Origin of the sequence: Cognatundibacterium jejuense (assembly GCF_014284255.1) — a bacterium.
GTDB lineage: Bacteria > Pseudomonadota > Gammaproteobacteria > Burkholderiales > Burkholderiaceae_D > Undibacterium > Undibacterium jejuense.
In genome coordinates this window covers 126839-153556 of record NZ_JACOFV010000014.1, presented here as the reverse complement: position 1 = coordinate 153556, position 26718 = coordinate 126839, and the positions used below count along the sequence as shown (strand labels likewise).

Here is a 26718-nt window from a genome sequence, read left to right as displayed (position 1 = left end):
GGACAATGCCTATTCAAAATTGGCGTATGGCGTTAAATCGTTTTATGATTGAGTTTGGTGACCGCATTCAAAAATACGATCACTAATTTGTTCCGTGGCATTTACACAGAATTTCTTACAGGCTCAATAAAATATGTTCGTAAGATTAAGTAGGACGTAAGTCCTACTTCATCTGTTTATCTAAATAAAAACCTTACTTTTCCAAGAAATAGTTTTTATGAAAAAGTTTTTAACGTATTTAAAAAATATTTCAATTATCGCTTTGTTTTTTTGGTTTGAAATATTTCTTGCTATTTTATGCACCATATTTTTTTCATCGAAGGCTTCTGCACAACAGATTTACGAGGTAAATAAAGATGGTAAAACGGCGTTTCTTATAGCAAGCTCACACGCTCCTAACCACGGAGTTTACAATTTGCCTCAATGGTTGTTAGATAAAGTTAAAACATCTCGCGATTTATGTATAGAAAGTAAATCACCTACTCCAGACGAAGCATATCTAGAATACAAAAGTATGGCTTCACAAAGTAGAAAAAAATATACGATTTCTGAAAAAAAATATAGAAATAAAGCCATAGATTTAATTGCAAATAATGTGCAATTAGATGTGGGAAAGAAAAATGATTTTTATCAATTCTCATCTTACTATTTGGCAGATACGCTACTGACAGTGCATGATTTTGGACTTCCTTTGGCAATCGGAAAATCTATTGATCAAATGCTTTTCGATAAATTTTCCGAGTCAAATCTAAACAGTGACTGTTATCTCGAAAGCTATTCCTCTGCGCTAAATCAAGGTCAAAATATTTCTTCGTTTGATGCTTATGTCTATTTGAAATACGCTATCAATTTAATTGATAAACCGGTGATGCAAAAAGAATATGTTGATTATTTAACTCAAATTCAAGTTGCCTATAGCCAAGGTAGGATTGAGAAAATTTGTGATATTGAAAATCAGTACAATAATAAAAATGGTTTGAAAAATATTGAATTAATAACAATTATTTCAAGAAATAAAAATTTTGCCGCAAAAATTTCGGATTTTATGACTATTTATAAAAAACCAACTATTGCTATTGGAGCTTTGCATTTTTGCGGCCCGGGGAGCGTATTGAATATTTTAAAAAGAAATGGTTTTTCAATACGCGAGTTCAATTTTTAAGTACAAGACCTATTTAGAAGAATACCTGATTCGGCGTTTTGAATCCTAGTTGTTGGCGCGCACTCCCTATTGCGTTCATTTTATGAAAACTATCCTCCAAACCGAATCGAGCGAATGCGGCCTTGCCTGTCTTGCGATGGCTGCATCTTATTATGGTCATCATACCGACCTCGCGGACTTGCGTAGGAAGTTTTCGGTTAGTCTCAAGGGCGCGACAATGGCGCAATTGATGCGTCATGCTGCGGCACTGCATTTATCGACTCGTCCGCTTCAGTTGGAACTAGAAGAAATACTCCAGCTACAGACGCCGTGCATTTTGCACTGGAATTTAAATCACTTTGTTGTCTTAAAAAAAGTCACTAAAAGCTGGCGCGGCAAAGTCACATTAGTTTTACTTGATCCAGCTGTCGGTGAGCGTCGAGTCTCCCTACAAGAAGCATCGGCACATTTTACTGGTGTAGCTTTAGAGTTATTTCCAAGTGCTGCCTTTCAGAAAAAAGACGAACGTAAGAAGGTAGCGATCCGTGATCTGACCGGACATGTCGTTGGTCTGCGACCAGCAATTGCGCAGGTTATGTTGTTAGCGCTGGCCTTAGAAATCTTTGCCATATGTTCTCCCTTATTTAATCAATTCGTCGTCGATGAAGTCATTGTCAGTGGTGATAAAGAACTACTGACTGTTTTGGTATTTGGCTTTGGTTTGTTGATGATCACGCAGACAGCAATTAGCCTCGCACGTAGCTGGTTTCTCATGCGTTGGAGTATGGATATCAGTTTTCAATGGAGTGCACGGGTATTTGCTCATTTGACCCATTTGCCTGTGTCGTTTTTTGAGAAACGTCATTTAGGTGACGTGGTATCGCGCTTCGGCAGCATCGGTGCAATTCAAAGTACCTTAACGAGTTTGTTCGTCGAGAGCGCATTAGATGGTTTGATGGCCTTATTGGCGCTGTGCATGATGTTGGTCTATAGCTTAAAGCTTTCGGCTTTAGTCTTAGGTACCGTTTTTGTTTATGCCTTACTACGCTGGATTTCTTATCACCCATTCAGAGAAGCATCGCAAGAGCGTCTTATTTTGTCCTCCAAAGAAAGCAGCCATTTTTTAGAAACGATCCGGGCAGTATCGCCACTGAAGTTATTCGGACGAGAAGAAGAGCGACGAGCCAGATGGTTAAATCTCAAAATGGATGTGCAAAACCGTGACATTAAAACGCAGAAGATGTCGATCATGTTCAAGATTGCGAACACAAGCTTATTCGGCATACAAGGACTTGCTTTGTTTTACATCGGCGCAGGACAAGTGATGTCCAACACCCTATCAGTTGGCATGTTGATGGCGTTTTCTAGTTATGCAGGTACTTTCTCAGGACGCTTCTTTAGTTTGATTGACCTGGTCGTCAACCTCAAAATGCTAGGCTTACACAGTGAACGCCTGGCAGACATTGTTCTGGAAGAGGCAGAGGTTGATACGGTCATAGAAACTGATTTGTCTCGTATCAATCCGACGATCACTCTTAAAAATATTAAGTTTCGTTATGGCGAAGGTGAGCCTTGGGTATTAAACGGAATTAATCTCAATATCCCTGCCGGACAGAGCATTGCCTTAGTAGGGCCGAGTGGTTGCGGTAAAACCACCTTATGCAAAGTAATCCTTGGCTTATTGAAACCCACTGAAGGTGAGATTTTGATTGATGATATTCCGATTCAACAATTGGGACTCAAGGCTTATCGCCAATTAGTTGGCACGGTAATGCAAGACGATGTTTTATTGGCTGGTTCTATCAGGGACAACATTAGTTTCTTTGATGCACATACTGATCAAACACGGGTGGAGCAATGTGCGCAGCAAGCAGTGATCCATCAAGATATCGTTAAGATGCCAATGGGTTACCAAACCTTGGTCGGTGATATGGGCAGTAGCTTATCTGGTGGCCAGAAGCAACGTGTGTTGTTAGCACGTGCTTTGTACAAGCAACCAAAAATTCTGGCACTGGACGAGGCAACCAGCCATCTTGATGTCGACAACGAGCACAAGGTCAATGAGGCGTTGAAGGGTTTGCGACTCACCCGCATCATGGTGGCGCACCGACCAGAGACAATTAACGCTGCAGAGCGCGTGGTGACCATGCTTGACGGCTGTGTGAGTGAGTTGCAGATGAATCCAGTTTTGCCACTTCAGCAAATAAGCCAGGTAGCATAAGTAGACGTCTCAGAATGTTTGTAATGCAAAGCTGTTAAGTAAAAAAGCCGCACCCTTTCAAAAGGATGCGGCTTTTTAATTTATTGCATCAGTGCGTTGTTACTTATCCTGCACGATTCATCAAGAACGTTGTCAACAAAGGTACTGGGCGACCAGTAGAGCCTTTGGCTGCGCCAGATTTCCATGCGGTGCCAGCGATGTCCAGATGTGCCCAGGTGTATTTCTTGGTGAAGCGTTCGAGGAAGCAAGCTGCAGTGATGCTGCCGCCAGCTGGGCCGCCAATGTTTGCCATGTCAGCAAAATTGGATTTGAGCTGTTCGTTGTATGCTTCTTCAATCGGCATGCGCCATGCGGTATCACCAGTTTCTTTACCCGCTGCCAGCAATTCATCAGCTAAAGCATCATGTTTGGCATCGTGGCGTGTGAATAAGCCTGTGTTGTGGTGACCCAAGGATGTGACGCAAGCGCCAGTCAGAGTGGCGACGTCAACGACTGCTGCCGGGTTGAAGCGTTCTGCGTAGGTCAGGGCGTCACACAGAATCAAACGGCCTTCAGCATCGGTATTTAACACTTCGATTGTCTGACCAGACATGGAAGTCACGATATCGCCTGGGCGTGTCGCTGAGCCAGATGGCATGTTTTCGCAGCTAGGAACAACGGCGATCACATTCAGTTTGAGTTTCATTTCGCCGATGGCGCGCATGGTGCCGATGACAGAGGCTGCACCGCCCATGTCGTATTTCATCTCATCCATGCCTGCGCCTGGTTTGAGAGAAATGCCACCAGAGTCAAAAGTGATGCCTTTACCAACCAAAACAACCGGTGCGTCTTTTACTTTGCCGCCCATGTGCTTGAGTACGATGAATTTTGGTGGTTCTACTGTGCCATTAGTGACGGACAAGAAACTGCCCATTTTGAGTGCCTGGAGCTGTTTGCGATCCAGAATCTCTACGCCCATCTTGTAATCAGCAGCAATTTGCTTAGCAGTGTTGGCTAAATACGTCGGAGTGCAAACGTTTGGTGGTAAATTGCCCAATTCTTTGGTTAAATCCATGCCGTTGGCTAAAGCGATGCTTTGCAGCAAGGAAGTTTTTGCAAGAGTTGCTTCGGTGGTGGCAACGGCAATAGCTACTTTTTTGACGCCGACAGGCGCGGTGTCTTTTTTGCTCTTTAAGCTGTCAGCACGGAAAATGCTTTCGCGGAAGGCGATTACTGCACCGCGTACCGTCGCGGAAATGTCGCGGTCTTTGATGCTTGGTAATGCCAGAACAACATCATTGGAGCCTAAGTTGAGCAAGGTACGCGCAGCGGCTTGTACTGCTTGTTGGTAGGCTTTTTCTGTTACTGTGCTGCCTTCTTCGCCTAAACCAACCAGTAACACGCGTTCTGCTGCGATGTCAGCAATATTACGCAACAATAAGGAAGAACCAATCTTGCCAGTAATGTCACCAGATTTCAGTGCTGCAGCGATGGCGCCGTGCTTATCTAAGCCGGCCGCTACTGCGGAAAGTTTTTTATTTTCGAATACGCCAACTACGATACAGCCTGTCTTGATGGCCTTGTGGGCAGTTAAGGCACTTTTTGCGTCGATTGTTTTTATGCTAAAGTCCACGTATTACTCCTCTTGGTAAGTCTCGTAAAACAGACATTATAATCCTTCTCATGATTTTTCAACGCGCGCTTCGACGTGAATTGCTCAGCGCAGCAGGCGCAGTCTTCACAACATTGTTTACCATCACGATCACCGTGATGCTCATTAAGATCCTCGGACAGGCGGCTGGAGGTAAAGTTGCATCCAGCGATGTGGTCGCACTCATCGGCTTTACTGAGCTGATGAATATGCCGATTTTATTGATATTGACCGGTTTTATATCGGTCTTATTGGTTGTAACTCGTACCTACCAGGACTCAGAAATGGTGGTCTGGTTCGCTTCTGGTCAGAGTTTGACAGAGTGGATAGCGCCTGTGCTGCGGTTTGGTGCGCCGTGGATCATTTTGACTGCTTTGCTTAGTTTTGTGGTGACACCATGGGCTAGTCAGCAAAGTTCAGATTTCAGAGAACGCTACGAAAAACGTTCTGATATCGCCAAAGTGTCTCCCGGCAAATTTCAGGAATCGTCTTCGTCGGACCGTATTTTCTTTGTGGAAGAAGTCGCTGGCGACATGAGTAAGGTGCAAAATATTTTTATTAATACGATTCGTGATGGTCGTTCCAGTATTGTCGTTGCCAAAGAAGGCGTGATAGATATTGATAAATTTGGCGATAAATTTCTGGTCATGAGTAAAGGGCGTCGTTACGACGGCTTACCGACCGCCCCCGATTTCCAGATGATGCAATTTGATAAATATGGCGTATTGGTTTCTAGTCAGAATGGTGCTTTGGTCGGTGATAACTCTGCAAAAGCCATGCCATTGAATGTGTTGTTGAAAGACATGGATGCCAACAAAAAAGCGGAATTATTGTGGCGCATTTCTTTACCTATCATGTGCACATTGTTGATGTTGGCGGCGATTCCGCTGGGGTTTGTGAATCCACGGGTAGGTCGTTCCGCAAACTTAATTGTGGCACTGCTTTCAGTGATCATTTACTTGAATATTATCAATATTTCTCAAGCGACAGTGTCGCAAGGCAGGAGCGAATTTAGTATGAGCTGGTGGCCAGTTCATTTAATGGTGTTATTGTCGGTGATCGCTATGTTTGCGTGGCGACTCAAGGTAAATAGCGACTGGCATCCATTGGTGATATGGTCCAGATGTAAGGCTGGCGTACGTGGAAAAGAAAAACAGGCATGAAGATTTTACAAAAATATTTTGGCACTGAAATTATTCGTTCTGTGCTGTTTGTGATGCTGGCGCTGCTGGCGTTGTTTTCCTTTTTTGATTTAATGGGAGAATTGCCTAGCGTCAATAAAGGTGGTTATCGTTTGCAGCATGCACTATGGTATGTATTTTTAGGACTGCCTGGCTACGTCTATGAATTTATGCCTATCGCTGTGCTAATTGGTACCATTTATGTTTTAGCGCAGTTCGCTTCTAATTCCGAATTTACTATTATGCGTGCTGCCAGTATGTCGAATGTGATGGCTGCTGGTATTTTATTTAAAATAGGATTCGTGTTTGTTTTGCTGACTTTTTTGTTTGGGGAAATCATTGCGCCTAATTCCAGCAAAATGGCGGAAGCGATGAAGTTGACGGCTTTAGGCGCGGCTGAAACACAACAATTCAGAACCGGTTTATGGACTAAAGATTTGATTCGTCAGGATGGTTTAAAAGGCGAGGTCATCGGATCACGGTTTTTAAATGTGCAAGAAATTCTGCCGAACCGCCAACTCAATCAGGTGAAGCTTTATGAATTCGACAAAAATTTTCATCTGGCACGTGAAGTGACAGCCGCGAATGCGGCATATCAGGGTAATAATGTATGGCGTCTTTTTGACGTTAATCAGACTTCCTTTCCTATGACTTTGTCGGCGGAAGATATTGCCAATGTAAAGAGCCAGAAGTTACCAAGCCTGGATGTGGTATCTGAAGTAACCCCTGATATTTTAGCGGTGTTATTTGCCGACCCTGATCGTATGTCAGCGATTGATTTGGCTGCATTTACGCGGCATCTGGCGGAAAATAAACAAGATAACGAGCGCTATCAAATCGCCTTCTGGAAAAAAATCACCTACCCGTTTGCTACCTTTGTAATGATGGCACTGGCGCTGCCATTCGCCTATTTACACGTACGTAGCGGCGGCATTAGCTTTAAAATTTTCAGCGGGATTATGATAGGGATGGTGTTTTACTTGATTAATTCCTTATTCTCACATCTGGGCATGCTCAATACCTGGCCACCTGTTGTGACGGCGCTGGTGCCCAGCTTATTATTCATGGGACTGGCGATAATGGGTTTGCGCTACGTAGAAAGACACTGATGAATAAACATACTGCATTGATCTTGTTTGCGCATGGCGCACGTGATCCGCGCTGGGCGGCTCCGTTCCAGCGGCTGCAAAAAATGACCCAGGAAAGTTTGCCGGATTGCGCCGTGGAATTAGCTTTCCTGGAATTTATGACGCCGTCCTTGCCTGAGTTGGTGTCAGATATGGTTGCAAAAGGAATCCAAAAAATCACGGTCTCTCCAATATTTTTAGGACAGGGTGGTCATGTGCTCCGAGATTTACCAATCTTGATTGAGCAACTGAACGTGACATATCCAGACCTTGATATGCAATTGGCGACAGCAGTCGGTGAACAAGAGAGTGTTTTATTGGCAATTCGCGACTACTGTGTTAGTTTGGCGTAATTCTGTTTTATTTAATTTCAGTATTAACAGAATAATAGAATAATAGAATAATAGAATAATCATGGATATAGCTTACTAAGCGTTATCTTGCCTGTGTAATTTTTCTGGAATCATTTTTTGGAAAAGTTCATGTCGATTTCTCGTTTTGCTTTTTGCATTTGTTTGGTTTTTTCTCCGCTGGCTATGGCAGGGCAGATCCTTGCTGTTGGTACCGAATTTGCACATGTATTTGAGTGCAACAGTGACGGCGGTTGTAATGGCCTTGCGGTCGACATATTGCGCGCTTTAGCGAAGCAGAATGGCGATACGATCAGTTTTCAAATCTACCCATGGAGTCGCGCTCAATCGATGGTCGAAAACAGTCAGGCACAGATACTGATTGGTCCGTATAAGACTGCCGAGCGTGAGACAAAATTCAGCTTTGCACAGAAACCGTTTTATCAAGATGTGATGGCATTTTATGTGCGTCAAGAAGCAAAATCCGCTGCTTGGGATGGTAATTATGCTTCATTCGGCGAGGGCAAAGTGGCCGTGATAAATGGCTGGGTGTACGGTCCTAAATTTGAACCTATGCGCACCAGCATGAAGCCAACCTTAGCCAATTCCTTAGAAAACGGATTGAATATGTTGGTGGCCAAACGCATCGATTATTTGGCGACTAATTTGCGTAATTCAGACGCGTTGGTAGCGAAGATGGGGCTCGCAAGGAAAGTCACGATATTACAGCCTTATATCGATAAGCAAGAAGGTTACCTTGCCTATTGTAAGACCAGTTGCGATCTACTCAGAACCAGATATGACGAGTTGTTTGAGCAACTGCGCACAAGTAATGCTCTGCAGGAAATGGCGCAAAGACACGAAGTGCGCTTACCGTGATGGTGATTTTTTAATCAGGATGCTTTGACCGTGCCGCGCGTGCGCATGGCCTCACCCATCATGACCAATACAGGGCCGCTACTGATAGGTAAGCCCTGGGACAATTCGGCGAGGCTAAGTGTGATGCTGCGCTCATCTTGACGGCTGCAATTTTCAATGACAACGACCGGTAAATCAGGCGGAAAGTTTGCAGCCAACATACGTTGTGCAGTCAACATCGCTTCTCTGCCACCCATATATTGCACCAGCGTATCGCATTCAGGAATACGGGTATCCGCAACTTCTCCTGGTGCTGTACTTGAGGTGAATAAGGCGACACTTCGGGCAACGCCACGTTTGGTCAAGGGCTGTTTAACACTGGCGGCAGCAGCTAATGCCGTTGTAATGCCCGGCACGATTTCATAGCTAATGCCGTGCGATTCCAAGGCGGTTAATTCTTCATCGGCACGACCAAACAGCATGGGATCGCCGCCTTTAAGGCGCACAACGAGTGGGTATTGACGCGCACAGGCGACGAGTTGTTCATTGATGTGTTCTTGCGCAGCAGAACGTTGTCCGCTACGTTTGCCGACCGATATTTTGACGGCTAGTGGGCACAACTCCAACATTTCTGGCGTCACTAGTGCGTCATACAGAACGACACTTGCTTGTGCCAGGATGCGAGCACCACGGACTGTGATTAAGTCCGCAGCACCAGGGCCAGCGCCTATCAGATAAACTTTGCCGAAAGGCGCTGTCATGCGTGTTACTCCTCAATACGTATCATACCTGCAGCCACTGTTTGATGTGTTACCTCATCAATGAGAATGAATGCTCCCGTGGAGCGAATTTTATCATACGCATCGGCCGCTAAGGCTTGTTGGACGTTGAGTGTAACGGTTGCAATGTCATTGAGTTTTAAGCTCGTCGCAGGGCTACGCTGCTGGGTATTGATATCAAGCAGGGTATCAACTGCGGTCACGCGTGCTGCAACTTGTTTGGTCGTATGTTTTAACCAGTATTTACGGCGCACATCCAATGCATCTTCAGATAACCAGCACAAATCAGCTTTCACTGTTTTTAATTGGTTCGCTGGTCTATCGGCACCCGCCAACATATCGCCGCGAGAGATATCCAGATATTCATTGAGTAAAATCGTTACAGATTGACCAACGACGGCCGATTCTAAAGAACCATCGAGTGTCAGAATATCTTTCACTGTGGCCGACTGACCACTTGGCTGCACAATCAGTTGATCACCTTTGCTGACTTTGCCTGCTTCAATCCGACCCATGTAGCCACGGAAGTCATTTGCCTCATGTCCGTTGTGGCGCGCAACCAATTGCACCGGAAAACGAAACGGTTCATCGTGGGACGCATCGTAGATGCTGAGTGACTCGAGCAAATCGATCAGGGTAGGCCCTTGATACCATGGCATCTTGTCAGTGGCCGTGACCACGTTATCACCAGCGAGTGCCGATAATGGCACTGCATGAACGGCGCTCAAGCCAAGTTGGTCAGCAAATTTTTTGTATTCGGCAACGATACGGTCATACACGTTTTGATCGTAATTGACCAAATCCATTTTGTTGACCGCAACGATGACGTGCTGGATCTTGAGCAAATGAGCGATGGTTGAGTGGCGTTTGGTTTGCACCAGCAAATCAACACTGCCGTCATCATTTAATTTGACTTTAGACACGTCGACCAGAATGACAACCGCATCTGCTGTTGATGCACCGGTCACCATATTGCGCGTGTATTGCTCATGCCCAGGCGTATCGGCGATGATGAATTTGCGCTTAGGTGTCGCGAAATAGCGATAAGCGACGTCGATCGTAATGCCTTGTTCGCGTTCGGCTTCCAAACCGTCGGTCAGCAAGGATAAATCGATCGTATCACCGACGGTGCGCTTGTGTTTTGCGCGTGAGATGGCATCCAGTTGATCAGCAAAAATACCTTTGCTGTCAAACAGTAAGCGACCGATTAATGTGCTTTTGCCGTCATCCACCGAACCAGCGGTGATGAATCTGAGCAGGCCACGCTCCTGGCTAAGATTAACGTTCACTTGTTTTTCAATGGCGATAGCATTCATTAGAAATATCCTTCTTTTTTACGTTTTTCCATCGATGCTTCAGAAGTCTGATCATCCATGCGGGTCGCGCCACGTTCGGTAATTTGGGTAATCGCAGTTTCTGCAATAATTGCTTCTACGGTTGCGGCATCGGATGAGACTGGGCAGGTGCAGGAAATGTCGCCGACGGTGCGGAAGCGTACAATTTGTGTTTCTACCGTTTCGCCTTCACGTGGTGGCGTTAAATCGGTCAGTGGTACCAGCAAACCATTACGTGGAATCACCTGACGTTCGTGGGCGAAATAAATTTGCGGCAATTCCAGCTTTTCGCGGGCAATGTATTGCCAGACATCGAGTTCAGTCCAATTGGAAATTGGGAACACGCGCATGTTTTCACCGGCATGAACACGGGTGTTATACAAATCCCATAATTCCGGACGTTGTGCTTTTGGATTCCATTGGCCGAATTCATCACGGAAAGAAAAAATACGCTCTTTGGCGCGGGCTTTTTCTTCATCGCGACGAGCGCCGCCTATACAAGCATCAAACTTGTGTTCGGCGATAGTCTCAAGCAAGGTAACTGCTTGCGCGGCATTACGCGAGTCGGTTGCCGGATTACGCAAACGTACAGTGCCACGGCGGATAGATTCTTCTACTGATCCAATGATCAGGCGTTCGCCCAGTTCTGCCACACGTTTGTCGCGGAAAGCAATCACTTCCGGGAAATTGTGTCCGGTATCAATATGCACTAGTGGGAAAGGAAATTTACCCGGGCGGAAGGCTTTTTCTGCCAAGCGTAGCAAAACGATAGAGTCCTTACCACCGGAAAATAATAAGGCCGGATTGCTACATTCTGCCGCCACTTCACGCATGATGTGGATAGCTTCGGATTCCAGCCAATCCAGATGGCGATTGCTCGCGGCATCAATAAAATGTTTTTCTGTGACTGTATTCATCATTGATTTCCGATCTTTTCAGCTTGCTTATTGATACGAACTAATTTGCCATCGACGACATGCAAACCACATTCTTTTGATTCTGGATTTTCCCACCACCAGCGTCCGGCGCGCACATCTTCGCCAGGTTGTATCGCACGAGTACAAGGTTCGCAACCGATAGACGGGTAGCCTTTGTCGTGTAGCGGGTTGTACGGTACATTATTGCTACGAATGTAGTGCCACACATCCTCTTCAGACCAATCTGCAAGAGGGTTAAATTTTTGCATGCCGTGAGCAACATCATCTTCTTGTACGGCTAATTCTGTTCGCGTGGCTGCCTGTGCCCGACGCTGGCCTGTGACCCAGGCCTTGTTGCCCGCCAATGCGCGATTCAATGGCTCAACTTTACGAATGCGGCAGCATTCTTTGCGCATGTCTACGCTATCGTAAAACGCATTCAAACCGTGCTGAACAACGTAAGCGTCAACTGCGCTTGCCTCAGGTTTATAGAGCACAATCTCGGTACCATAGGTTGCTTTGACTTTGTCTAACATGCCTAAGGTTTCTGCATGCAAGCGTCCGGTTTCGAGAGAAAAAATGCCGATATTCAGTTTCTCGCGCAAGATCAGGTCAGTCAATACCATGTCTTCTGCAGCCAGACTAGAAGCAAACACCGCAGGGCTAAATTCCTGTGTAATGTTCTTCAAAATCATGCGGGTATTTTCTAATTTTGCTTCGAATTCTGTAATGACAACGTTCATATATCTGCCCCGGTACGTTCAGCACGACGGAACAGAGGATTTTTCTCATCCCAGGAAGTTTGGTATTTTTCTGAAAAATCTGTCAAACCTTTGATTGCATCGTGGATGTTTTTGTCAGCACGAACCGCAAATGCATTAAAGCCGACGCGCTGCATGTAAAACAACTGGTCGCGCAAGACGTCACCGATCGCACGTAATTCGCCGGTAAAAGCAAAGCGTGAACGTAAGTTGTAAGCAATCGAGTAGCCGCGACCATCCGAGAACTTAGGAAAATTGACCGCCAGCAAGCTGAAATGAGCGATGTCATCCTTCAGATCTTTGGCTTGTTCATCGCTGCTGAACCAGACGCCAAGGTCACTACGTTTGATCAGCGTATCTTTTTGTAATAGCCAGACTTTGAGTGGCACTAAAACCTTACCCGCAGGTACTTCTACGGCATCTGGTGTTTGTTCCTCGGTCAGTCGCAAGATGGTCCAATCATCGCTAACGATGGCTTTATCTTTAATAATGTCAATCATGATGTTTTCTTTACTAGCGTATCCGGTATTAGTATGAAACGACAGAACCAGCGTCTTCGCCATGGTGTTCTGTGGTCTTGATCGGTGTTCCATAAACAAAATCTTTAAATGGTGCAATACCGAGACGTTGCGTGGTATCGATGAAGCGCTCATTTTCAAGGCGCTCACGAATGTACACCTGAATAATGCGATCAATCACTTCTGGCATCTGGCCAGCAGAGAACGACGGACCAATAATCTTGCCAATGGCAGCCTGATTGCCTTGTGCTCCACCGATCGATACCTGATACCACTCGCTGCCATCTTTGTCGACGCCGAGGATACCGATGTTGCCGACGTGATGATGACCGCACGCGTTAATGCAGCCGGACATATTTAATTCTATGTCGCCAATATCGTGCAAATAATCGAGGTCGTTAAAGCGATCAGTAATGTCGAGCGCAATCGGAATCGATTTTGCATTTGCCAACGCGCAGAAGTCGCCGCCAGGGCAGCAAATCATATCTGTCAGTAAGCCGATATTTGGTGTCGCCAAGCCGTGTGCTTTTGTTTCTTGCCATACTGCGAATAGTTCACTTTGCTTCACATCAGCGAGCACCAGATTTTGTTCATGCGTGACGCGCAACTCACCAAAGCTATATTTATCGGCCAGATCAGCAACGAAATCCATTTGTTCAGCAGTGGCATCACCTGGCGGTACGCCTGGTTTTTTGAGTGACAAAACGACGGCGGTGTAGCCAGCTACTTTATGTGGTTTGACATTGCGCTTTACCCAATTAGCAAACGCTTTGTTTTCTTCCTTGTGCTGTTCAAATTCAGCATCATGTGAAGGTAATTGTGCATAATCAGGCGAGCTAAAGAAACTGGCGACACGCTTTAATTCAACTTCGGTCAGCGTCGCAGGGCCATCTTTGATTTCTGCCCATTCTTCTTCCACTTGCTGTGCAAATACGTCGGCGCCAATCGCTTTGACCAAAATCTTAATGCGTGCTTTGTATTTGTTGTCGCGGCGACCGTATTGGTTGTAGATACGTAAGATCGCTTCGAGGTAAGTCATGACGTGCTGCCACGGCAGGAATTCACGAATCACGCTGCCAAGGATAGGCGTGCGACCCATGCCGCCACCAACCATCACCTTAAAGCCGACTTCGCCTGCTTCATTGTGTACGACTGTCAGGCCAATATCGTGCACAGCGATCGCTGCACGGTCTTCTTTAGAGCCATTGATTGCGATTTTAAATTTGCGTGGTAAGTACGCAAATTCAGGGTGGAACGTCGTCCATTGACGCAGAATCTCTGCATAAGCACGTGGATCGATCACTTCATCCGCTGCAACACCAGCAAACTCATCCGACGTAATATTGCGCATGCAATTGCCGGAGGTCTGAATTGCGTGCATTTCGACTTTGGCGAGATGCTCCAAAATGTCGGGTGCGTCTTCCAGATTGATCCAGTTGTATTGAATGTTCTGACGTGTAGTGAAATGGCCGTAGCCACGATCATACTTGCGTGCGATGAATGCAAACGTGCGTAACTGCTCAGAAGAGAGCATGCCGTAAGGAACTGCGACGCGCAACATGTAGGCATGGCGCTGGAAGTACAAACCATTTTGCAAACGCAAAGGCAGAAATTCTTCTTCAGTCAACTCATTGGCAAGGCGACGACGTACCTGATCACGGAATTGCGCGATACGTTCTTTGATGATCTGGTGATCGTGTTGGTCATAACGGTACATCTTATTTAGTCCTCACTATGCGCTTGTTATACTGAATGGGTAGAAGAAGTATAGAAAAAATTTAGAAAATCAGTTTGGTCGCAACCAGCGTTAAGGTCGTTGCGAGTATGCCACGTAACAGTTTCTCAGGTACTGCGCGTGCCGCCATGGATCCTAGTGTGATACCTGGCAATGAGCCTATGAGCAGTGCGCCGAGCAAAGCCCAATCGATTGAGCCCAGCCACCAGTGACCAAATGCGGCAATCGCTGTCAGTGGCACTGCGTACGCGATATCGGTGCCAGCAATATGTGCTGCCGACATGCGCGGATAGAGCATGACCAATAAGGTCGCGCCGATCGCTCCGGCTCCAATCGACGAAATCGTGACCAGCGTGCCCAGCAATACTCCGGCGGCAACGGTGGCTGCCTGTAATTGGCGGCCTTGCAATTGCTTTTCTGGATGATTGTTGAGCCAGTTCAGCATTTTGCTTTTAAATAGCAAGGCGATCACGGTAAGAAATACCGAAGCAGCGATCGAGTAACGTATGACCTGTCCGATTTCTTTATTCAGACTACCAAAATATTTGAGTCCCAGCGTAGCGATCAATGCCGCAGGCAAAGCGCCGTAGCACAGCAAACGCACGATTTGCCAGTCAACGGTGCCACGCAAACGATGCGTAAATGTGCCGGTAGCTTTGGTAATGGAGGCAAAAGCCAGATCGGTACCCACTGCAACGGAGGGGGACACGCCAAATAATAAGGTCAGCAGAGGCGTCATCAGTGAGCCGCCGCCAACACCGGTCAAACCGACCAGTGTGCCAACAGCAAATCCTGAAAATATATAAGTAAAAGTCATATCGCCCCGCGTAAAGTAACGTGAATCGTAATGAAACTCGGATATATTCCAAACTACTTAGTATTCATTTGCTTATATGCAGTTTTGATATATGCATAATCGGTGTGGCCGATATTCTCGTTATATGAATAAACTTACCCTTAGGCAATGCTAAATGTCACAAAATTTTTAATTATTGACTTTTAGTATAGGTTAAAAAATAAGTATTTGTAGAATTGACAGGGGCAATACAGGATTATTCAAATTTTCGTATAATTCTCTTGCCGTTAATTCGGTAGGTTGTACGTCTTCAGGGCGGGGTGTAATTCCCCACCGGCGGTAAATCTGATTTTTCAGACAAGCCCGCGAGCGCTTGGCTTAGCACTTTGAGTGTTTTGGCAAGGTCAGCAGATCTGGTGTAATTCCAGGGCCGACGGTGATAGTCCGGATGAGAGAAGATGCGCCTTATATTCAGTATTCGTGCTTTTCGCATGAACGCTGGCGTTTGGCTATGCGTTTTTGAAATATCCCTGAAACGTCTTTTGCACTTTTTTATTTTGCGGAGCGTTTCATTATGTTAAATACCAATACCAATACAAATATCAATCCTAATAGTCTTTCTGAAAATACTCAGTCTGCATCGTCCTCGATTTCTGTTCATCCGGAAATTTTCTCTTTAGCCCCCTTTGAACAACGCTTGCAGCGTGCCTTGGCAGATTTGCGCGATGGTCGCCCGGTTTTGTTGATGGACGATTTTGATCGTGAAAATGAAGCGGATCTGATTGTCGCCGCCGAAAAAATCTCCATTGAATCGATGGCGCGCATGATACGTGACGGCAGCGGTATCGTTTGCTTGTGTTTGCCTGATGAGAAATTGCAGCAACTTGAATTGCCACCGATGGTGAGCCACAACGAAAGCCGTTATGGCACTGCATTTACGGTGTCAATTGAAGCGAAGCAGGGCGTAACAACCGGCGTGTCGGCAGCGGATCGCGTTACCACCGTCCTCACGGCAATTGCTGCTGATGCCAAGCCGGAACATCTGGCGCGCCCTGGCCATGTATTTCCATTGCGTGCCGTTGCTGGTGGGGTATTGCAACGTCGTGGGCATACTGAGGGTTCGGTTGATCTGGCAACAATGGCTGGATTAGCTCCGGCAGCGGTTCTGTGCGAGTTGATGAACCCGGATGGCAGTATGACGCATGGAGCGCAAGTGCAAACCTATGCGTTAACCCATGATCTGGTTATTTTGACGATAGACGAACTTGCACAATATCGTAGCCAACATCCATAATGCATGAAATAGGGCAGGGTCTGTTTTAGAGCTAGTAAGTAACATTGAGACAAATCCTCTCAACACAGGGATGCAGAGAATGGCATTGTTTGGTTATCATTACTTAACTTAAGCTAGGTATTGATGTTTGTGTCAGCTTCTTCATTGCGTCTCTGTGCTTAATGACGTTAAGTTTTTAAGTGAGCACTTATTGGGTTAATGGGATGAGCGAAGTTGCAGTTGCTGTTACTGAGTAGCTCATTTTTTACAGGAGGCCAAGATGCGAGTTTGTTTGATGCATGCCTATGGCGTTTTACCGATCTTATTCGCTCTGGCATTTGCTCCACTCACCAGTAACGCAGAACCGGCCGCGTATTTCATCTGGAAAAGCAAAACATCTGACGCACAGGTTTGTGCACAGACTTCTCCAGGTGAGTTTTGGGAAAAAGGAAATGTCGCCTTCAAGGATCCTCATTGTGAAAAACCAAAATCCTCAGACGTGATGCCGCAGTTGCCTTTGATACTTGTTATTCCACCAGCCAAAGTCCATCAATAGTTCGTCAATAATTCCGTCATTTATTTTTCGACGATTCAGTGTTTAAAGCTCGAATTGAGCAAGTATTCCCTGCTAGCTCCGTAGTTCGTTTCTTTTCAATCACAGGATAATCAAGACCTCAGATCTGGAAAAGGCTGCATAGCGGCTTTTCTTCGCATCTGCTTGAACAACTGTCTTAGTGTCAGTGCTGTATGTTTGCACGTCAAGCCAGCCATTTGAAGAAACTGATAAAAAAGGAACCGCTATGTTGAATGAGCGTGAAGCAGAGAGTTGCTACCTTGGGCAATTTATTCCACTGCAATACCATCACAATATGTTGATGGATGCGAATCGTATGGATAATTTCAAAGCGGCGATTGAACGTCAGGTTTTTGAAGGGGCTAAAGTTCTTGAGCTGGGCGGCGGGACTGGCGTGCTGTCCTGGTTTGCCGCACAAAAAGCAGCCAAAGTTTACTGCGTAGAATTCAATCCAGATATGGTAGCGGAAGCGCGTCGTTTGTTGGCAAAAAATGCCCATGGCGAGAAAGTTGAAGTAATACACGCCGACGCATTTGAATACCTGCCACCAGAACCTGTCGATGTGGTGATTTGCGAAATGATTCACGTTGCCATGTTGCGCGAAAAGCAGGTCGAAGTGATTGAGAATTTCAAGCAGCGTTACACTGAAAAATTTGGCGGACCATTACCCATATTCATTCCGGAAGCGGTAGTGATGGCGGTGCAACCTTTGCATCACACCTACGATTTCTGGGGTTATCAGGCGCCAATTATTCAATTTTTACAGCCCGGCGTTTTTTCTGCTGATACGCGTGAACTCGCGCAGCCAGCTTTGTATAGCGTAATTGACTTTACGCAGCCAAATAGTCTGCAAATTCAATGGGAAGGTTGTTTTACGATAGAACAGGCTGGCACCTTAAGCGCCTTGCGCTTTGTGACGAAAAATATTCTGGCCGTGGTAATGGAAACCTCATCGACGATTGATTGGTTGAATCATTACATGTCTTTGCCAGTACCAGAACCAATTGACGTAAAACCCGGCGATATTCTGGAAGTGAGCTTCAACTATCGTGCTGGTGGATCCTTTGCCTCACTCCAAAATTCACTGAAAGTGAGTTTGAAATCGACTGCTGCTTCCAGAGCTGCGCACCTATCTTTGGTGCATAGCTAAGACTTACGCTATTTTGGATGTTTGCATGCAAAAGCACCGGTAACGGTGCTTTTTTTATTTAAACGATATGGTGGAAAACTTTTGAGCTTGAGTGTTGTCAAAAGTACGTCTGGATCAAATTATGTAGACAAATAATTATTCATATCGTAAGTTGTTGCGCATATTGCTCAAGTGCAAAATACGCATTACCGTTGTATATCGTTTAGTTTCTTTTGACTTAATTTTGTCTGGGTTTTCATTTAGCTTATTCACGGAGTTCGACTATGTCTGCACGCATCAAGATGCCAATGTTTTCAAGTATTTCCGGTCTGTCCAATATACCTTTTCAATGGACTGCATTGGCCGCAGTGGCTTTGTTTGCGGTAAGTCTTAACGCGAAAGCGGTTGTCAATAACAAAAAAGCTGCGCCATTGTCCGTGGTTGCCGTGAAAGAAAATCCGCTCAAAGCGAAGCCAGGCGTGAGCGATATCGTTAAGGCTTCCAGTGCAAATGACTGGCGATCGTTAGATCCGGAAAATACTTTGTATCTGGAATTGGCGAGCGGGCGGGTCGTGATTGAATTGGCGCCCGATTTTGCGCCGAATCACGCAGACAATATTCGTAAGTTGGTCAGGGAAGGGTATTTTGACGGTCTTGCTATCGTCCGTTCTCAGGATAATTATGTCGTGCAATGGGCCGATCCAGACGAGAAGCGTGAAGTTAAAACTGCGAAGAAAAATCTTGATCCGGAATTCACCGTCAAATATGCGCCCACGCTAACGTTTAATCGCTTATTTGATGTTGATGGTTATGCGCCGCAAGTTGGGCACTCCAACGGTTTTGCTGCTGGCCGTGATCCGAAAACAGGAACTACCTGGCTGACGCATTGCTACGGTGCCGTGGGTGTTGCGCGGGGCAACGAAGTCAATAGCGGTGATGGAACATCTTTGTACGTGGTTACTGGCCAGGCACCACGCCAGCTCGATCGTAATATCACAGTGGTAGGGCGCGTGATGCAGGGCATGTCGCTGTTGACTTCATTGCCGCGCGGTACAGGTGCTTTAGGTTTTTATGAAAAGCCTGAGCAAAACACGCCGATTAAATCTATACGCATCGCTGCCGATGTACCAGAAACAGAGCGCACGAAATTGGAAGTGATCCGCACTGATACGCCAACCTTCAAAGCGATCGTTGAAGCGCAACGTAACCGTGGAGGTGAATGGTATAAAGTGCCAGCGGGGTACGTCGATTTGTGCAATGTACAAGTGCCTGTGCGCGAAAAGAAAGATTAATTGTCCTTTTCTCAGCGACTGGTTACGCATCCTTATTGATGCATCTGACCTAAAAAACTTCTCCGGTAATGCCGTATTTTTCCTTGTAAGAGTTTTGTTGGGTGAATATGGGGGATATTCTATGACGGCTTGCCGCTCTGGCAAGTCGCACGTGTCCATGACAAAGTTTGTACGGGGCTGTTATGATCTCTTCCCGCTCAGCTTTCCAACATGGTATTTCAAATGAACGCTTTAATTCACGCCAGCTTTGGCGTCACCAATTTCTGGACTTATTTTTTCGGCACCATTTTCATTGTTTTGTTGCCAGGTCCTAATTCGATGTATGTGTTGAGTGTAGCTGCCCAGCGTGGCATCCGCCAGGCATATCAAGGTGCATGCGGAATTTTTGTCGGTGATTTTATTTTAATGGTGCTCTCAGCAGGTGGTATGGCCACATTGTTGAAAGGCAGCCCTACGCTGTTTTATGCGGTGAAGTATATCGGTGCAGCGTACTTGGGATGGATAGGCTTGCAAATGCTGTTGCACAGCCGTCGCGGATGGTTAAGAGCAACCTCAGATCAAAATATCGTTGCTGGAACGGATAAAGTTACAACCGCAACAGAGGCGCAAGCTTCGATGAGTCAGCCATTTACTAAAGCTTTGATCATCAGCTTGATGAATCCTAAGGCGATCTTGTTCTTCATTTCGTTTTTCATTCAGTTTGTTGATCCAGACTTTCATTCGCCATTATTGTCGTATGGGTTTTTGGCGCTGATATGCCAGATTTGCAGTTTTTCTTATTTAACGGTGATCATTCTGGTTGGGGCCAAACTCGCGGATGCGTTTCGTCGTCGGCAACGTTTATCGGCAGGGTTGTCAGGTGGTGTGGGCGCGATGTTTATTGGATTTGGTGTGAAGCTCGCGAGTGCAACTTTATAACTCATAGAGACAGGTGCAGGGCATAAAATAGAACAGTTTGCTATGAGGCAAAGCTGTTCTATTTTTATTTTGGGTGCGGATTATTACGGAAATTACTGGCCTGTATTGTTGATGTCAGTATGTATCGTTTCGATTGCGCTCATGATGTCCGTACTGCGCTGAACGTCAAATGCTTCAATATTTTCTTTGAGCAGGGTCAGGTTCATCGCGCCGATAATAGTGTTGGTAAGGATGACTTTGTCGCGTGCACCCGATTTTTTGAGCCAACTGCCGATGTATTGTTCTGTTTTGCCTTGCGTTTCAGCGCGTTGCATTACGGGATACATCTCTGCGGAATCGATAACATTGATTCCACGTTCCAGAGCGTAATCGAGTTGCGCGTGCGCTTCGCTTTCGCTGTTTTGTTCGCCAAAAGTCATGGTGCCGAGGCAAATTTTGCTGACCTGGAGCTGGCTCGTACCGAGTGCGACGGTTTGCATTGGCGTTCTCTCGTTTAGGTTCTGACGTTGCGCAAGGCGGCCGCGCATTCTTTGACCAAAGCTGGGCCTTGGTAGATCAGACCGGAATAAAGTTGTACCAGAGATGCGCCTTCACGAATTTTAGTCGCCGCATCTTCTCCGGAAAAAATTCCACCAACGCCAATGATGGGCAATTCATCGCCAAGTTCTGCCTTTAATGCGCGAATGACGCGATTGGATAATTCAAATACCGGTTTGCCTGACAAGCCGCCAGCTTCTTCAGCAAATGGCAGGCCTTTGACTGCATCGCGCGTAATCGTGGTATTGGTCGCGATGACGCCATCAATTTTATGGCGTAGCAAAGCATCTGCAATTGTTTTGATTTGTTCCGCGTCGATATCAGGTGCTATTTTCAGGGCGACTGGCACATAACGTTTATGCTTATCGGCCAGAGCTTGTTGAGCCGATTTGAGCTGTGCCAACAAGCTATCGAGTTCATCTGCGCCCTGTAATTGGCGTAGATTTTTGGTATTTGGTGAAGAAATATTGACTGTCACATAGCTTGCGTAAGGATAAACTTTTTCCAGGCAATGCAGGTAATCATCAGCGGCACGTTCAATGGGTGTATCAGCGTTTTTACCGATGTTAAGTCCCAGAACACCTTGTTTATCCTGATAAAAGCGGGAAGACTGAACGTTGCGAACAAATGCATCTACGCCACCATTATTAAAGCCCATACGATTGATGATGGCTTCTGCCTTAGGCAGGCGGAACATGCGTGGTTGCGGATTGCCAGGTTGTGCGCGCGGTGTGACCGTGCCAATTTCTATTGATCCAAATCCCAATGCGGCAAGACCATCAATATATGCACCATCCTTATCGAGGCCGGCAGCCAGACCGACAGGATTAGGGAAGTGCACCCCCATCACGGTGCGCGGGTCATCTGCTGGTTTGCTAAATAAACCACCTAGTCCCGATTTGCTCATGCGTTGCAGCGCCGGTAAGGTCAGATGATGGGCTTTTTCCGGTTCCATAGAAAACAGGACGGAGCGTGCCAGGGCATATAAAAGTTTTTCAGGCATAGTATTGATGAAAATAGGAGATACGTATTAAAAGGGTGATTTGTTATTCTCTGTAGCAAGTTTTTTTGCCGGTTGATTCTGATAGCTACTGGTGTTGCTTCGCTATGGCATTCTTATAACGGCTCCCAGCGACCATGCATCAGCGCATCCAAAGGTTTGAAGTTGATCTTATAAGCCATTTTAGGGCTGGCGGCAATCCAGTAGCCAAGATAAACATAGGGTAGCGCTAGTTCTTTGGCCTGACGTATTTGCCATAGGACATTGTAAGTGCCGTAAGACGTATTCGCTTCGTCCGGATCAAAAAAAGTATAAACCGATGACAGTCCATCGGTAAGAATGTCGATCAGACTGACCATTTTTAAAGCGCCATGCTGATCGCGAAATTCGACTAGTCTCGTATTCACCCGGCTTTGTAATAGGAATTGCGCGTACTGATCCCGGCTATCCTGATCCATGCCACCACCTGCATGGCGGTAATGCTGATATCGCTGGTATAGCTCGTAATGCTCATTCGAATAGGCTAAGGCCGTGACTGTGGCGTGCAGCTCCGCGTGCTTCTTTTCGGCGCGCCTTTGGCTGCGGTTAGGCCTAAATTCGTCAACTCGCACGCGCACTGGCGTACAGGCACGACAACTGTCGCAATGGGGGCGATAAATAAAAATGCCGCTGCGGCGGAAACCACTCTTGACTAGCTCTGAATAAGTATCAGCATTGATCAGATGGGCTGGTGTTGCCACTTGCGAACGCGCTTGCAGACCATCCAAATAGCTGCATGGGTAGGGGGCTGTGGCATAGAACTGTATGCTCACAAAAGGCAAGTCATTGAGTTGAGTCACGTTATCGTTACCCTTGCTTTGCGCATCCGGTGCATCATTTAATTACTTGAAATTTGGTTCAACGAGTGGTTGCCAAGTCGAGATCGCAGGCATCGCAGTTGCCACTTGTATCCAGCTCAAAAAATCTGAGCGCGCAATAGGTCTGGCACCAAGCGACGCCAGATGAGACGTCTCTTGCTGGCAGTCTATCATTTTCACGCCATGTTCACGTAAGAAAAAAACCAGATGACTTAAGGCAACTTTTGAGGCATTGGAGACCCGTGCAAACATGGATTCGCCGTAAAACATATGACCTATGCAAACGCCATAGGCGCCGCCCACCAATTCTCCATCCAGCCATACCTCTGACGAATGCGCAAAACCTGCGCGGTGCAAGGCACAATAGCCTGCCACAATATCTTCCGAGATCCAGGTGCCAGCGCCATCTCTGCGCGGGGCTGCGCAGGCGCGCATGACTTGTTCAAACGCACTATCAAAGCGAATTTCCCAGCGCGGGTCTTTTTGAATCTTCTTTAATACCCTCTGCAAACTGTCTGACACTTTAAAATCATCCAGTTGCAACACCATGCGCGGATCGGTTGACCACCATAAAATAGGTTGTCCTTCAGAAAACCACGGAAAAATTCCATGTCGATAAGCGTCCAGCAGGCGTTCGGGGGATAAATCAGCCCCCGCAGCCAGCAAGCCTGGGGCACCTTGTTTTTCTGTTAATGCTGTGGTGACATTGGGAAACGGTGTATCTTTTTCCAGCCAGGGTATCAAGTGCTACTCCGCATGGGTTTGAAAATGTCTTCTTCATGGAGTGAAAATTGCCCACCCTCACGCACTTTTTTGAGATCGCTGAAGAAAAAGCGCAAAGTATGGCTGATAGTGGGGAACGCAATGTCGTCCCACGGGATGTCATTTTCTGCAAACATCTGCACATCCAGGCTTTCAATGCCCGCGGCATAGTTAAGATCCAGCAACGTCGCGCGATAAAACAAATGCACTTGATGTACATGGGGGACGTTGATGATAGAAAATAAGTCATGGAGCTCGATATTGGCGCCAGCCTCTTCTATCGTTTCACGTTGTGCTGCCTGCGCCGAGGTCTCGTTATTTTCCATGAAGCCAGCAGGCAAGGTCCAAAAACCGAGGCGCGGCTCAATCGCACGCTTGCATAAAAGGATTTTCAATTCGCCATCGTGCTCCCAGACAGGAATGGAGCCGACCACTAATTTGGGGTTTTGATAGTGAATAGCGCCGCAAGCCGTGCAGACAAATCGTTCCCGGGTGTCATCAACAGGGATTTTCAGCTCAACTGGTGCAGCGCATTCAGAACAAAATTTCATAGCAGAATAGAATAAATTTGAGTGATGTCAGCAGTGTATCATCTGCCGAGGTCACAGAGATAATCAGAATAAAGAGGGCCGGCAATTGCGCATTGCAGTAAAATCGTGTATAGTTTCATTCTTCAGACGCGGGGTGGAGCAGTCTGGCAGCTCGTCGGGCTCATAACCCGAAGGTCGTAGGTTCAAATCCTGCCCCCGCAACCAAACAAATCAAAGGCTTATCGCGTCGCGATAAGCCTTTGTGCATTGGAAGTCGAGTTTTTGCAGCAATCATGCTGCACTCGGCGCGCTATACGGTTGCTCTAACCCTAAAGGAGCAAGACAGTATGGCCACCATCACTCATCGCGGTCCCTTCCAGCACCAAGCCCAAGTTCGCCGCAAGGGCTATCCTACCCAGACCCGCACCTTCGAGTCCAAGCGTGACGCCGAAGACTGGGCCAAGATGGTCGAGACCGAAATGCGGCAGCAGACTTTCGTTGATCGTTCCGAAGCTGACCGGACGAGCTTTGGCGAGCTTTTGGAACGTTATTTGCAGGAGATTACGCCTGATAAACGCGGCTGGCGCGCCGAGAGCAGCCGGATTCGTCAGTTCCAACGCCATCCTTTAGCCCTTCGCATGCTGAGCAGTCTTCGCAGTGTCGATTTCAGCAATTATGTGAAGGAGCGGAAGATGGCAGTTGGCCCCAAGACCATCTGCCTTGAATTGTCCGTGATGTCTGCGGTGTTCAACGTAGCAGCAAATGACTGGTCCATTCCGGTCACGAATCCCATCACCAACATCCGCAAACCTGGGCTGCCGCAAGAGCGTAAGCGTCGCCTTGTGGGTGACGAAGAAGCCCGTCTGCTTGATGCTGCAAAAGCTAGCCGCGTACCAACCCTGGCGTTCTGCATCACTCTCGCTATTGAAAGCGGCATGCGCCGTGGCGAGATTGCCGACCTGACCTGGAAGCAAGCTGGACTGCGGCGCACATTGAGTGCGTCTATGTCACACATCAAGCAAGTCTTATCTACGATCCCGCTCTTGCACCGTGACAGCAGCAAGTACGAGAGCGGAGAGCTCCAGAATGTCGTGCGAGAAATCCTCCCTGATAGTCGGGTTGCTGCCTGCTTCCGGCATCGTCTGGGCGATTCATCAGTCGTGGTCAGCACGACCAATCGCGGCACCACCCGACTCGGCGGTCTGATGGTCTGCGATGCAGGGCACATCTGCCCCATTTGTCATGCTCGCAAGATGACTAGAGAGCGGCAGACCATTTCTCACCTTGTCCATGACCACTACCAGGGCGGCGGTGTTCTTGTCGATGCGGTATTGACCGTTCCCCACCGGCTCGACGAGCCTCTAGCGATTGTTCTGGATCGACTGGATTCAACCTGGAAGGGCCTACGCCGTTCGCCGATCTGGAAGAGCCTAGCCAGTGAACTAGGCATTGTTGGATGTGTACGCCGCCTGGAGGTGACATTGGGGCACCATGGTTGACATCCACATCTGCACGTTAGCTTCCTCTGCAAGTTGGACCTCGCGCAGTAAATCAAAGGGCACTCATGGCGCACCGCGCTAGACGATGCATTCAGCATCTTATCTGCCCACTGGCGGCAGGCCGGGAAAAAGACGGGCATTACCATCAGCGAAGAAGCTCAGGCGGCCGTCGCCATCATCGGTCACGTAGACGCTCAGCGAGCGGTGGACTACAACACTAAGAACATGGGTTACTGCAAGAAGCCCAATATCCTGACGCCGATGGACTTGCTGCGTATCATCGCACAGGTAAATGACGTCGCTACCGTGCACGCGGCCAAACGCTTGTTCATGGAATATGCCGCCGTCATCAAAGGTAAGCACACCCTGACTTACATCGGATCGGCCAAAGCCTCCAGGAATACCGCTGTTAAGGCAGTAGCGGCCGCATGCACTGAGGTCGTTGAGGACACGTTGGGCACCGTCTCGCCGGACGCCTGGCGCGCAATCGTCAAAGTTGGCTTGCGGGAAGCCCTGGCGGTGGTGAAGTCGCGCCGAGAGGTGGTAGCGATCATGCTCCGCGCAGCACTCGGCGCAGGACATGGACGCATCCCCCTGGGCTGGATGCGATTGGCGTTCACGGTCAAAACGAAAACCGTAATGAGGTCAAGTCAATGCCTCGCACCCGAGGCATTGACTGTGTCTTAGGTCAGCGAACGACGAGCAGCGATTTGCTCCGCCTTGGTTGGCCGACCAGGCCTCCGGGCAGATGGCACGGGGCGCGGCGGCAAGGCCTGAGGAGCCGCAGGCTGCCGTTGGCGCCCAAGCCAAGCATCGACATCAGCAGAGTGAAAGCGGAGCAGCCTTCCCAGTTTAATGGACTGGGGCAGATCGCCACCATTAGAGTGGCGGTTGTAAATCGTCTGCTCGGCCAGCCCGAGCAAATCGGCCAGAGCCTTAGGAGTAAGGAGTTTATCCAAGACGTCATGTTCCTTGAAAGCAGCCACATGACTGCTTCCA

Annotated in this window: 26 protein-coding genes, 1 tRNA gene, 1 pseudogene and 1 riboswitch; of the genes and pseudogenes, 14 read left to right on the top strand and 14 right to left on the bottom strand. The window is 47.3% G+C overall.

All coding sequences use genetic code 11. The features are described from left to right. Positions 1-217: 217 nt before the first annotated feature. Both H8K32_RS15230 and H8K32_RS15225 read left to right on the top strand, forming a co-directional pair. Positions 218-1162, top strand: coding sequence for a TraB/GumN family protein (locus H8K32_RS15230; protein WP_186913395.1), 945 nt, complete (start codon positions 218-220; stop codon positions 1160-1162). 82 nt (positions 1163-1244) lie between these two features. Continuing rightward, on the top strand, positions 1245-3362 hold the full coding sequence (locus H8K32_RS15225) for a peptidase domain-containing ABC transporter (protein WP_186913394.1): 2118 nt from the start codon (positions 1245-1247) through the stop codon (positions 3360-3362). Positions 3363-3465: 103 nt separating this feature from the next. Here the strand turns inward: H8K32_RS15225 and H8K32_RS15220 are convergent, their stop codons facing one another. Next, a complete protein-coding gene (locus H8K32_RS15220) occupies positions 3466-4974 on the bottom strand; it encodes a leucyl aminopeptidase (protein WP_186913393.1) in 1509 nt (502 codons plus the stop codon). Positions 4975-5024: 50 nt separating this feature from the next. On the opposite strand from H8K32_RS15220, the gene lptF reads away from it, so the two are divergent. The 4 genes from lptF to H8K32_RS15200 all read left to right on the top strand — a co-directional run bounded on the left by lptF (position 5025) and on the right by H8K32_RS15200 (position 8529). After that, positions 5025-6155, top strand: coding sequence for an LPS export ABC transporter permease LptF (lptF, locus tag H8K32_RS15215; protein ID WP_186913392.1), 1131 nt, complete (start codon positions 5025-5027; stop codon positions 6153-6155). Then, complete coding sequence (gene lptG, locus H8K32_RS15210) at positions 6152-7282, top strand: LPS export ABC transporter permease LptG (protein WP_186913391.1); 1131 nt, start codon at positions 6152-6154, stop codon at positions 7280-7282. Before lptF ends, lptG begins: the two co-directional genes overlap by 4 nt. After that, positions 7282-7653 (top strand): sirohydrochlorin chelatase, encoded by a 372-nt coding sequence (locus tag H8K32_RS15205; protein WP_186913390.1) that lies wholly within the window; start codon positions 7282-7284, stop codon positions 7651-7653. Before lptG ends, H8K32_RS15205 begins: the two co-directional genes overlap by 1 nt. A 129-nt stretch (positions 7654-7782) precedes the next feature. Continuing rightward, the gene (locus H8K32_RS15200) at positions 7783-8529 is read left to right on the top strand and encodes a substrate-binding periplasmic protein (RefSeq protein ID WP_186913389.1); all 747 of its coding nucleotides are present in this window, start codon (positions 7783-7785) and stop codon (positions 8527-8529) included. Between the two features lie 14 nt (positions 8530-8543). On the opposite strand, the gene cobA is transcribed toward H8K32_RS15200, so the two are convergent. The 7 genes from cobA to H8K32_RS15165 form a co-directional block, all read right to left on the bottom strand. After that, positions 8544-9269, bottom strand: a complete 726-nt coding sequence (cobA, locus tag H8K32_RS15195; RefSeq protein WP_186913388.1) for a uroporphyrinogen-III C-methyltransferase — start codon at positions 9267-9269, stop codon at positions 8544-8546. 5 nt (positions 9270-9274) lie between these two features. After that, positions 9275-10603 carry a sulfate adenylyltransferase subunit 1 gene (locus H8K32_RS15190; RefSeq protein WP_186913387.1) on the bottom strand — a complete coding sequence of 443 codons (1329 nt, stop codon included), beginning with the start codon at positions 10601-10603 and terminating at the stop codon, positions 9275-9277. Beyond that, the gene (gene cysD / locus H8K32_RS15185) at positions 10603-11538 is read right to left on the bottom strand and encodes a sulfate adenylyltransferase subunit CysD (RefSeq protein ID WP_186913386.1); all 936 of its coding nucleotides are present in this window, start codon (positions 11536-11538) and stop codon (positions 10603-10605) included. The genes H8K32_RS15190 and cysD overlap by 1 nt, the downstream gene beginning before the upstream one ends. Next, positions 11538-12281 carry a phosphoadenylyl-sulfate reductase gene (locus H8K32_RS15180; protein WP_186913385.1) on the bottom strand — a complete coding sequence of 248 codons (744 nt, stop codon included), beginning with the start codon at positions 12279-12281 and terminating at the stop codon, positions 11538-11540. Before H8K32_RS15180 ends, cysD begins: the two co-directional genes overlap by 1 nt. Beyond that, positions 12278-12799: a DUF934 domain-containing protein gene (locus H8K32_RS15175; RefSeq protein ID WP_186913384.1), complete on the bottom strand. Its 522-nt coding sequence runs from the start codon at positions 12797-12799 to the stop codon at positions 12278-12280. Before H8K32_RS15175 ends, H8K32_RS15180 begins: the two co-directional genes overlap by 4 nt. Positions 12800-12827: 28 nt before the next feature. Beyond that, complete coding sequence (locus H8K32_RS15170; protein ID WP_186913383.1) at positions 12828-14534, bottom strand: nitrite/sulfite reductase; 1707 nt, start codon at positions 14532-14534, stop codon at positions 12828-12830. A 61-nt stretch (positions 14535-14595) separates the two neighbouring features. Further along, on the bottom strand, positions 14596-15369 hold the full coding sequence (locus H8K32_RS15165) for a sulfite exporter TauE/SafE family protein (RefSeq protein ID WP_186913382.1): 774 nt from the start codon (positions 15367-15369) through the stop codon (positions 14596-14598). A gap of 281 nt (positions 15370-15650) precedes the next feature. After that, positions 15651-15812, top strand: a riboswitch (FMN riboswitch). Between the two features lie 110 nt (positions 15813-15922). Between H8K32_RS15165 and ribB the strand changes: the two genes are divergently transcribed. From ribB to leuE, 5 genes are all read left to right on the top strand, one after another. After that, positions 15923-16642 carry a 3,4-dihydroxy-2-butanone-4-phosphate synthase gene (ribB, locus tag H8K32_RS15160; RefSeq protein ID WP_186913381.1) on the top strand — a complete coding sequence of 240 codons (720 nt, stop codon included), beginning with the start codon at positions 15923-15925 and terminating at the stop codon, positions 16640-16642. 259 nt (positions 16643-16901) lie between these two features. Next, a complete protein-coding gene (locus H8K32_RS15155) occupies positions 16902-17177 on the top strand; it encodes a hypothetical protein (RefSeq protein WP_186913380.1) in 276 nt (91 codons plus the stop codon). Between the two features lie 244 nt (positions 17178-17421). Then, entirely contained in the window at positions 17422-18345 is a 924-nt protein-coding gene (locus tag H8K32_RS15150; RefSeq protein WP_186913379.1) for a methyltransferase domain-containing protein, read from the top strand. A gap of 263 nt (positions 18346-18608) precedes the next feature. Then, positions 18609-19616, top strand: coding sequence for a peptidylprolyl isomerase (locus H8K32_RS15145; protein WP_246447387.1), 1008 nt, complete (start codon positions 18609-18611; stop codon positions 19614-19616). A 222-nt stretch (positions 19617-19838) separates the two neighbouring features. Next, the gene (leuE, locus tag H8K32_RS15140) at positions 19839-20534 is read left to right on the top strand and encodes a leucine efflux protein LeuE (RefSeq protein WP_186913378.1); all 696 of its coding nucleotides are present in this window, start codon (positions 19839-19841) and stop codon (positions 20532-20534) included. A 226-nt stretch (positions 20535-20760) separates the two neighbouring features. Here leuE and H8K32_RS15135 read toward each other — a convergent pair. The 5 genes and pseudogenes from H8K32_RS15135 to H8K32_RS15115 all read right to left on the bottom strand — a co-directional run. Beyond that, positions 20761-21013 (bottom strand): annotated as a pseudogene (locus H8K32_RS15135) (aldo/keto reductase); the annotation flags it as partial. Between the two features lie 14 nt (positions 21014-21027). Next, complete coding sequence (locus H8K32_RS15130; protein ID WP_186913376.1) at positions 21028-22074, bottom strand: quinone-dependent dihydroorotate dehydrogenase; 1047 nt, start codon at positions 22072-22074, stop codon at positions 21028-21030. A 113-nt stretch (positions 22075-22187) separates the two neighbouring features. Next, positions 22188-22910 (bottom strand): arginyltransferase, encoded by a 723-nt coding sequence (locus H8K32_RS15125; RefSeq protein WP_186913375.1) that lies wholly within the window; start codon positions 22908-22910, stop codon positions 22188-22190. Positions 22911-22952: 42 nt separating this feature from the next. Continuing rightward, positions 22953-23672: a leucyl/phenylalanyl-tRNA--protein transferase gene (gene aat, locus H8K32_RS15120; RefSeq protein ID WP_186913374.1), complete on the bottom strand. Its 720-nt coding sequence runs from the start codon at positions 23670-23672 to the stop codon at positions 22953-22955. Continuing rightward, entirely contained in the window at positions 23669-24241 is a 573-nt protein-coding gene (locus H8K32_RS15115; protein WP_186913373.1) for an NUDIX hydrolase, read from the bottom strand. The genes aat and H8K32_RS15115 overlap by 4 nt, the downstream gene beginning before the upstream one ends. 127 nt (positions 24242-24368) lie before the next feature. On the opposite strand from H8K32_RS15115, the gene H8K32_RS15110 reads away from it, so the two are divergent. From H8K32_RS15110 to H8K32_RS15100, 3 genes are all read left to right on the top strand, one after another. Then, positions 24369-24445, top strand: a tRNA-Met gene (locus H8K32_RS15110). A 122-nt stretch (positions 24446-24567) separates the two neighbouring features. Further along, complete coding sequence (locus H8K32_RS15105) at positions 24568-25719, top strand: site-specific integrase (RefSeq protein WP_186913372.1); 1152 nt, start codon at positions 24568-24570, stop codon at positions 25717-25719. A 204-nt stretch (positions 25720-25923) separates the two neighbouring features. Beyond that, entirely contained in the window at positions 25924-26406 is a 483-nt protein-coding gene (locus H8K32_RS15100) for a hypothetical protein (RefSeq protein ID WP_222613136.1), read from the top strand. Here the strand turns inward: H8K32_RS15100 and H8K32_RS15095 are convergent. Beyond that, the gene (locus tag H8K32_RS15095) at positions 26403-26705 is read right to left on the bottom strand and encodes a helix-turn-helix domain-containing protein (protein ID WP_186913370.1); all 303 of its coding nucleotides are present in this window, start codon (positions 26703-26705) and stop codon (positions 26403-26405) included. The two genes, H8K32_RS15100 and H8K32_RS15095, sit on opposite strands and share 4 nt — an antisense overlap. Between the last annotated feature and the right edge of the window lie 13 nt (positions 26706-26718).

What these genes read in the sequence shown, in the direction of transcription:
- H8K32_RS15230 (WP_186913395.1), top strand. Translation starts at nt 218, where the DNA reads ATGAAAAAGTTTTTAACGTATTTAAAAAATATTTCAATTATCGCTTTG.
- H8K32_RS15225 (WP_186913394.1), top strand. Translation starts at nt 1,245, where the DNA reads ATGAAAACTATCCTCCAAACCGAATCGAGCGAATGCGGCCTTGCCTGT.
- lptF (WP_186913392.1), top strand. Translation starts at nt 5,025, where the DNA reads ATGATTTTTCAACGCGCGCTTCGACGTGAATTGCTCAGCGCAGCAGGC.
- lptG (WP_186913391.1), top strand. Translation starts at nt 6,152, where the DNA reads ATGAAGATTTTACAAAAATATTTTGGCACTGAAATTATTCGTTCTGTG.
- H8K32_RS15205 (WP_186913390.1), top strand. Translation starts at nt 7,282, where the DNA reads ATGAATAAACATACTGCATTGATCTTGTTTGCGCATGGCGCACGTGAT.
- H8K32_RS15200 (WP_186913389.1), top strand. Translation starts at nt 7,783, where the DNA reads ATGTCGATTTCTCGTTTTGCTTTTTGCATTTGTTTGGTTTTTTCTCCG.
- cobA (WP_186913388.1), bottom strand. Translation starts at nt 9,269, where the DNA reads ATGACAGCGCCTTTCGGCAAAGTTTATCTGATAGGCGCTGGCCCTGGT.
- H8K32_RS15190 (WP_186913387.1), bottom strand. Translation starts at nt 10,603, where the DNA reads ATGAATGCTATCGCCATTGAAAAACAAGTGAACGTTAATCTTAGCCAG.
- cysD (WP_186913386.1), bottom strand. Translation starts at nt 11,538, where the DNA reads ATGAATACAGTCACAGAAAAACATTTTATTGATGCCGCGAGCAATCGC.
- H8K32_RS15180 (WP_186913385.1), bottom strand. Translation starts at nt 12,281, where the DNA reads ATGAACGTTGTCATTACAGAATTCGAAGCAAAATTAGAAAATACCCGC.
- H8K32_RS15175 (WP_186913384.1), bottom strand. Translation starts at nt 12,799, where the DNA reads ATGATTGACATTATTAAAGATAAAGCCATCGTTAGCGATGATTGGACC.
- H8K32_RS15170 (WP_186913383.1), bottom strand. Translation starts at nt 14,534, where the DNA reads ATGTACCGTTATGACCAACACGATCACCAGATCATCAAAGAACGTATC.
- H8K32_RS15165 (WP_186913382.1), bottom strand. Translation starts at nt 15,369, where the DNA reads ATGACTTTTACTTATATATTTTCAGGATTTGCTGTTGGCACACTGGTC.
- ribB (WP_186913381.1), top strand. Translation starts at nt 15,923, where the DNA reads ATGTTAAATACCAATACCAATACAAATATCAATCCTAATAGTCTTTCT.
- H8K32_RS15155 (WP_186913380.1), top strand. Translation starts at nt 16,902, where the DNA reads ATGCGAGTTTGTTTGATGCATGCCTATGGCGTTTTACCGATCTTATTC.
- H8K32_RS15150 (WP_186913379.1), top strand. Translation starts at nt 17,422, where the DNA reads ATGTTGAATGAGCGTGAAGCAGAGAGTTGCTACCTTGGGCAATTTATT.
- H8K32_RS15145 (WP_246447387.1), top strand. Translation starts at nt 18,609, where the DNA reads ATGTCTGCACGCATCAAGATGCCAATGTTTTCAAGTATTTCCGGTCTG.
- leuE (WP_186913378.1), top strand. Translation starts at nt 19,839, where the DNA reads ATGAACGCTTTAATTCACGCCAGCTTTGGCGTCACCAATTTCTGGACT.
- H8K32_RS15130 (WP_186913376.1), bottom strand. Translation starts at nt 22,074, where the DNA reads ATGCCTGAAAAACTTTTATATGCCCTGGCACGCTCCGTCCTGTTTTCT.
- H8K32_RS15115 (WP_186913373.1), bottom strand. Translation starts at nt 24,241, where the DNA reads ATGAAATTTTGTTCTGAATGCGCTGCACCAGTTGAGCTGAAAATCCCT.
- H8K32_RS15105 (WP_186913372.1), top strand. Translation starts at nt 24,568, where the DNA reads ATGGCCACCATCACTCATCGCGGTCCCTTCCAGCACCAAGCCCAAGTT.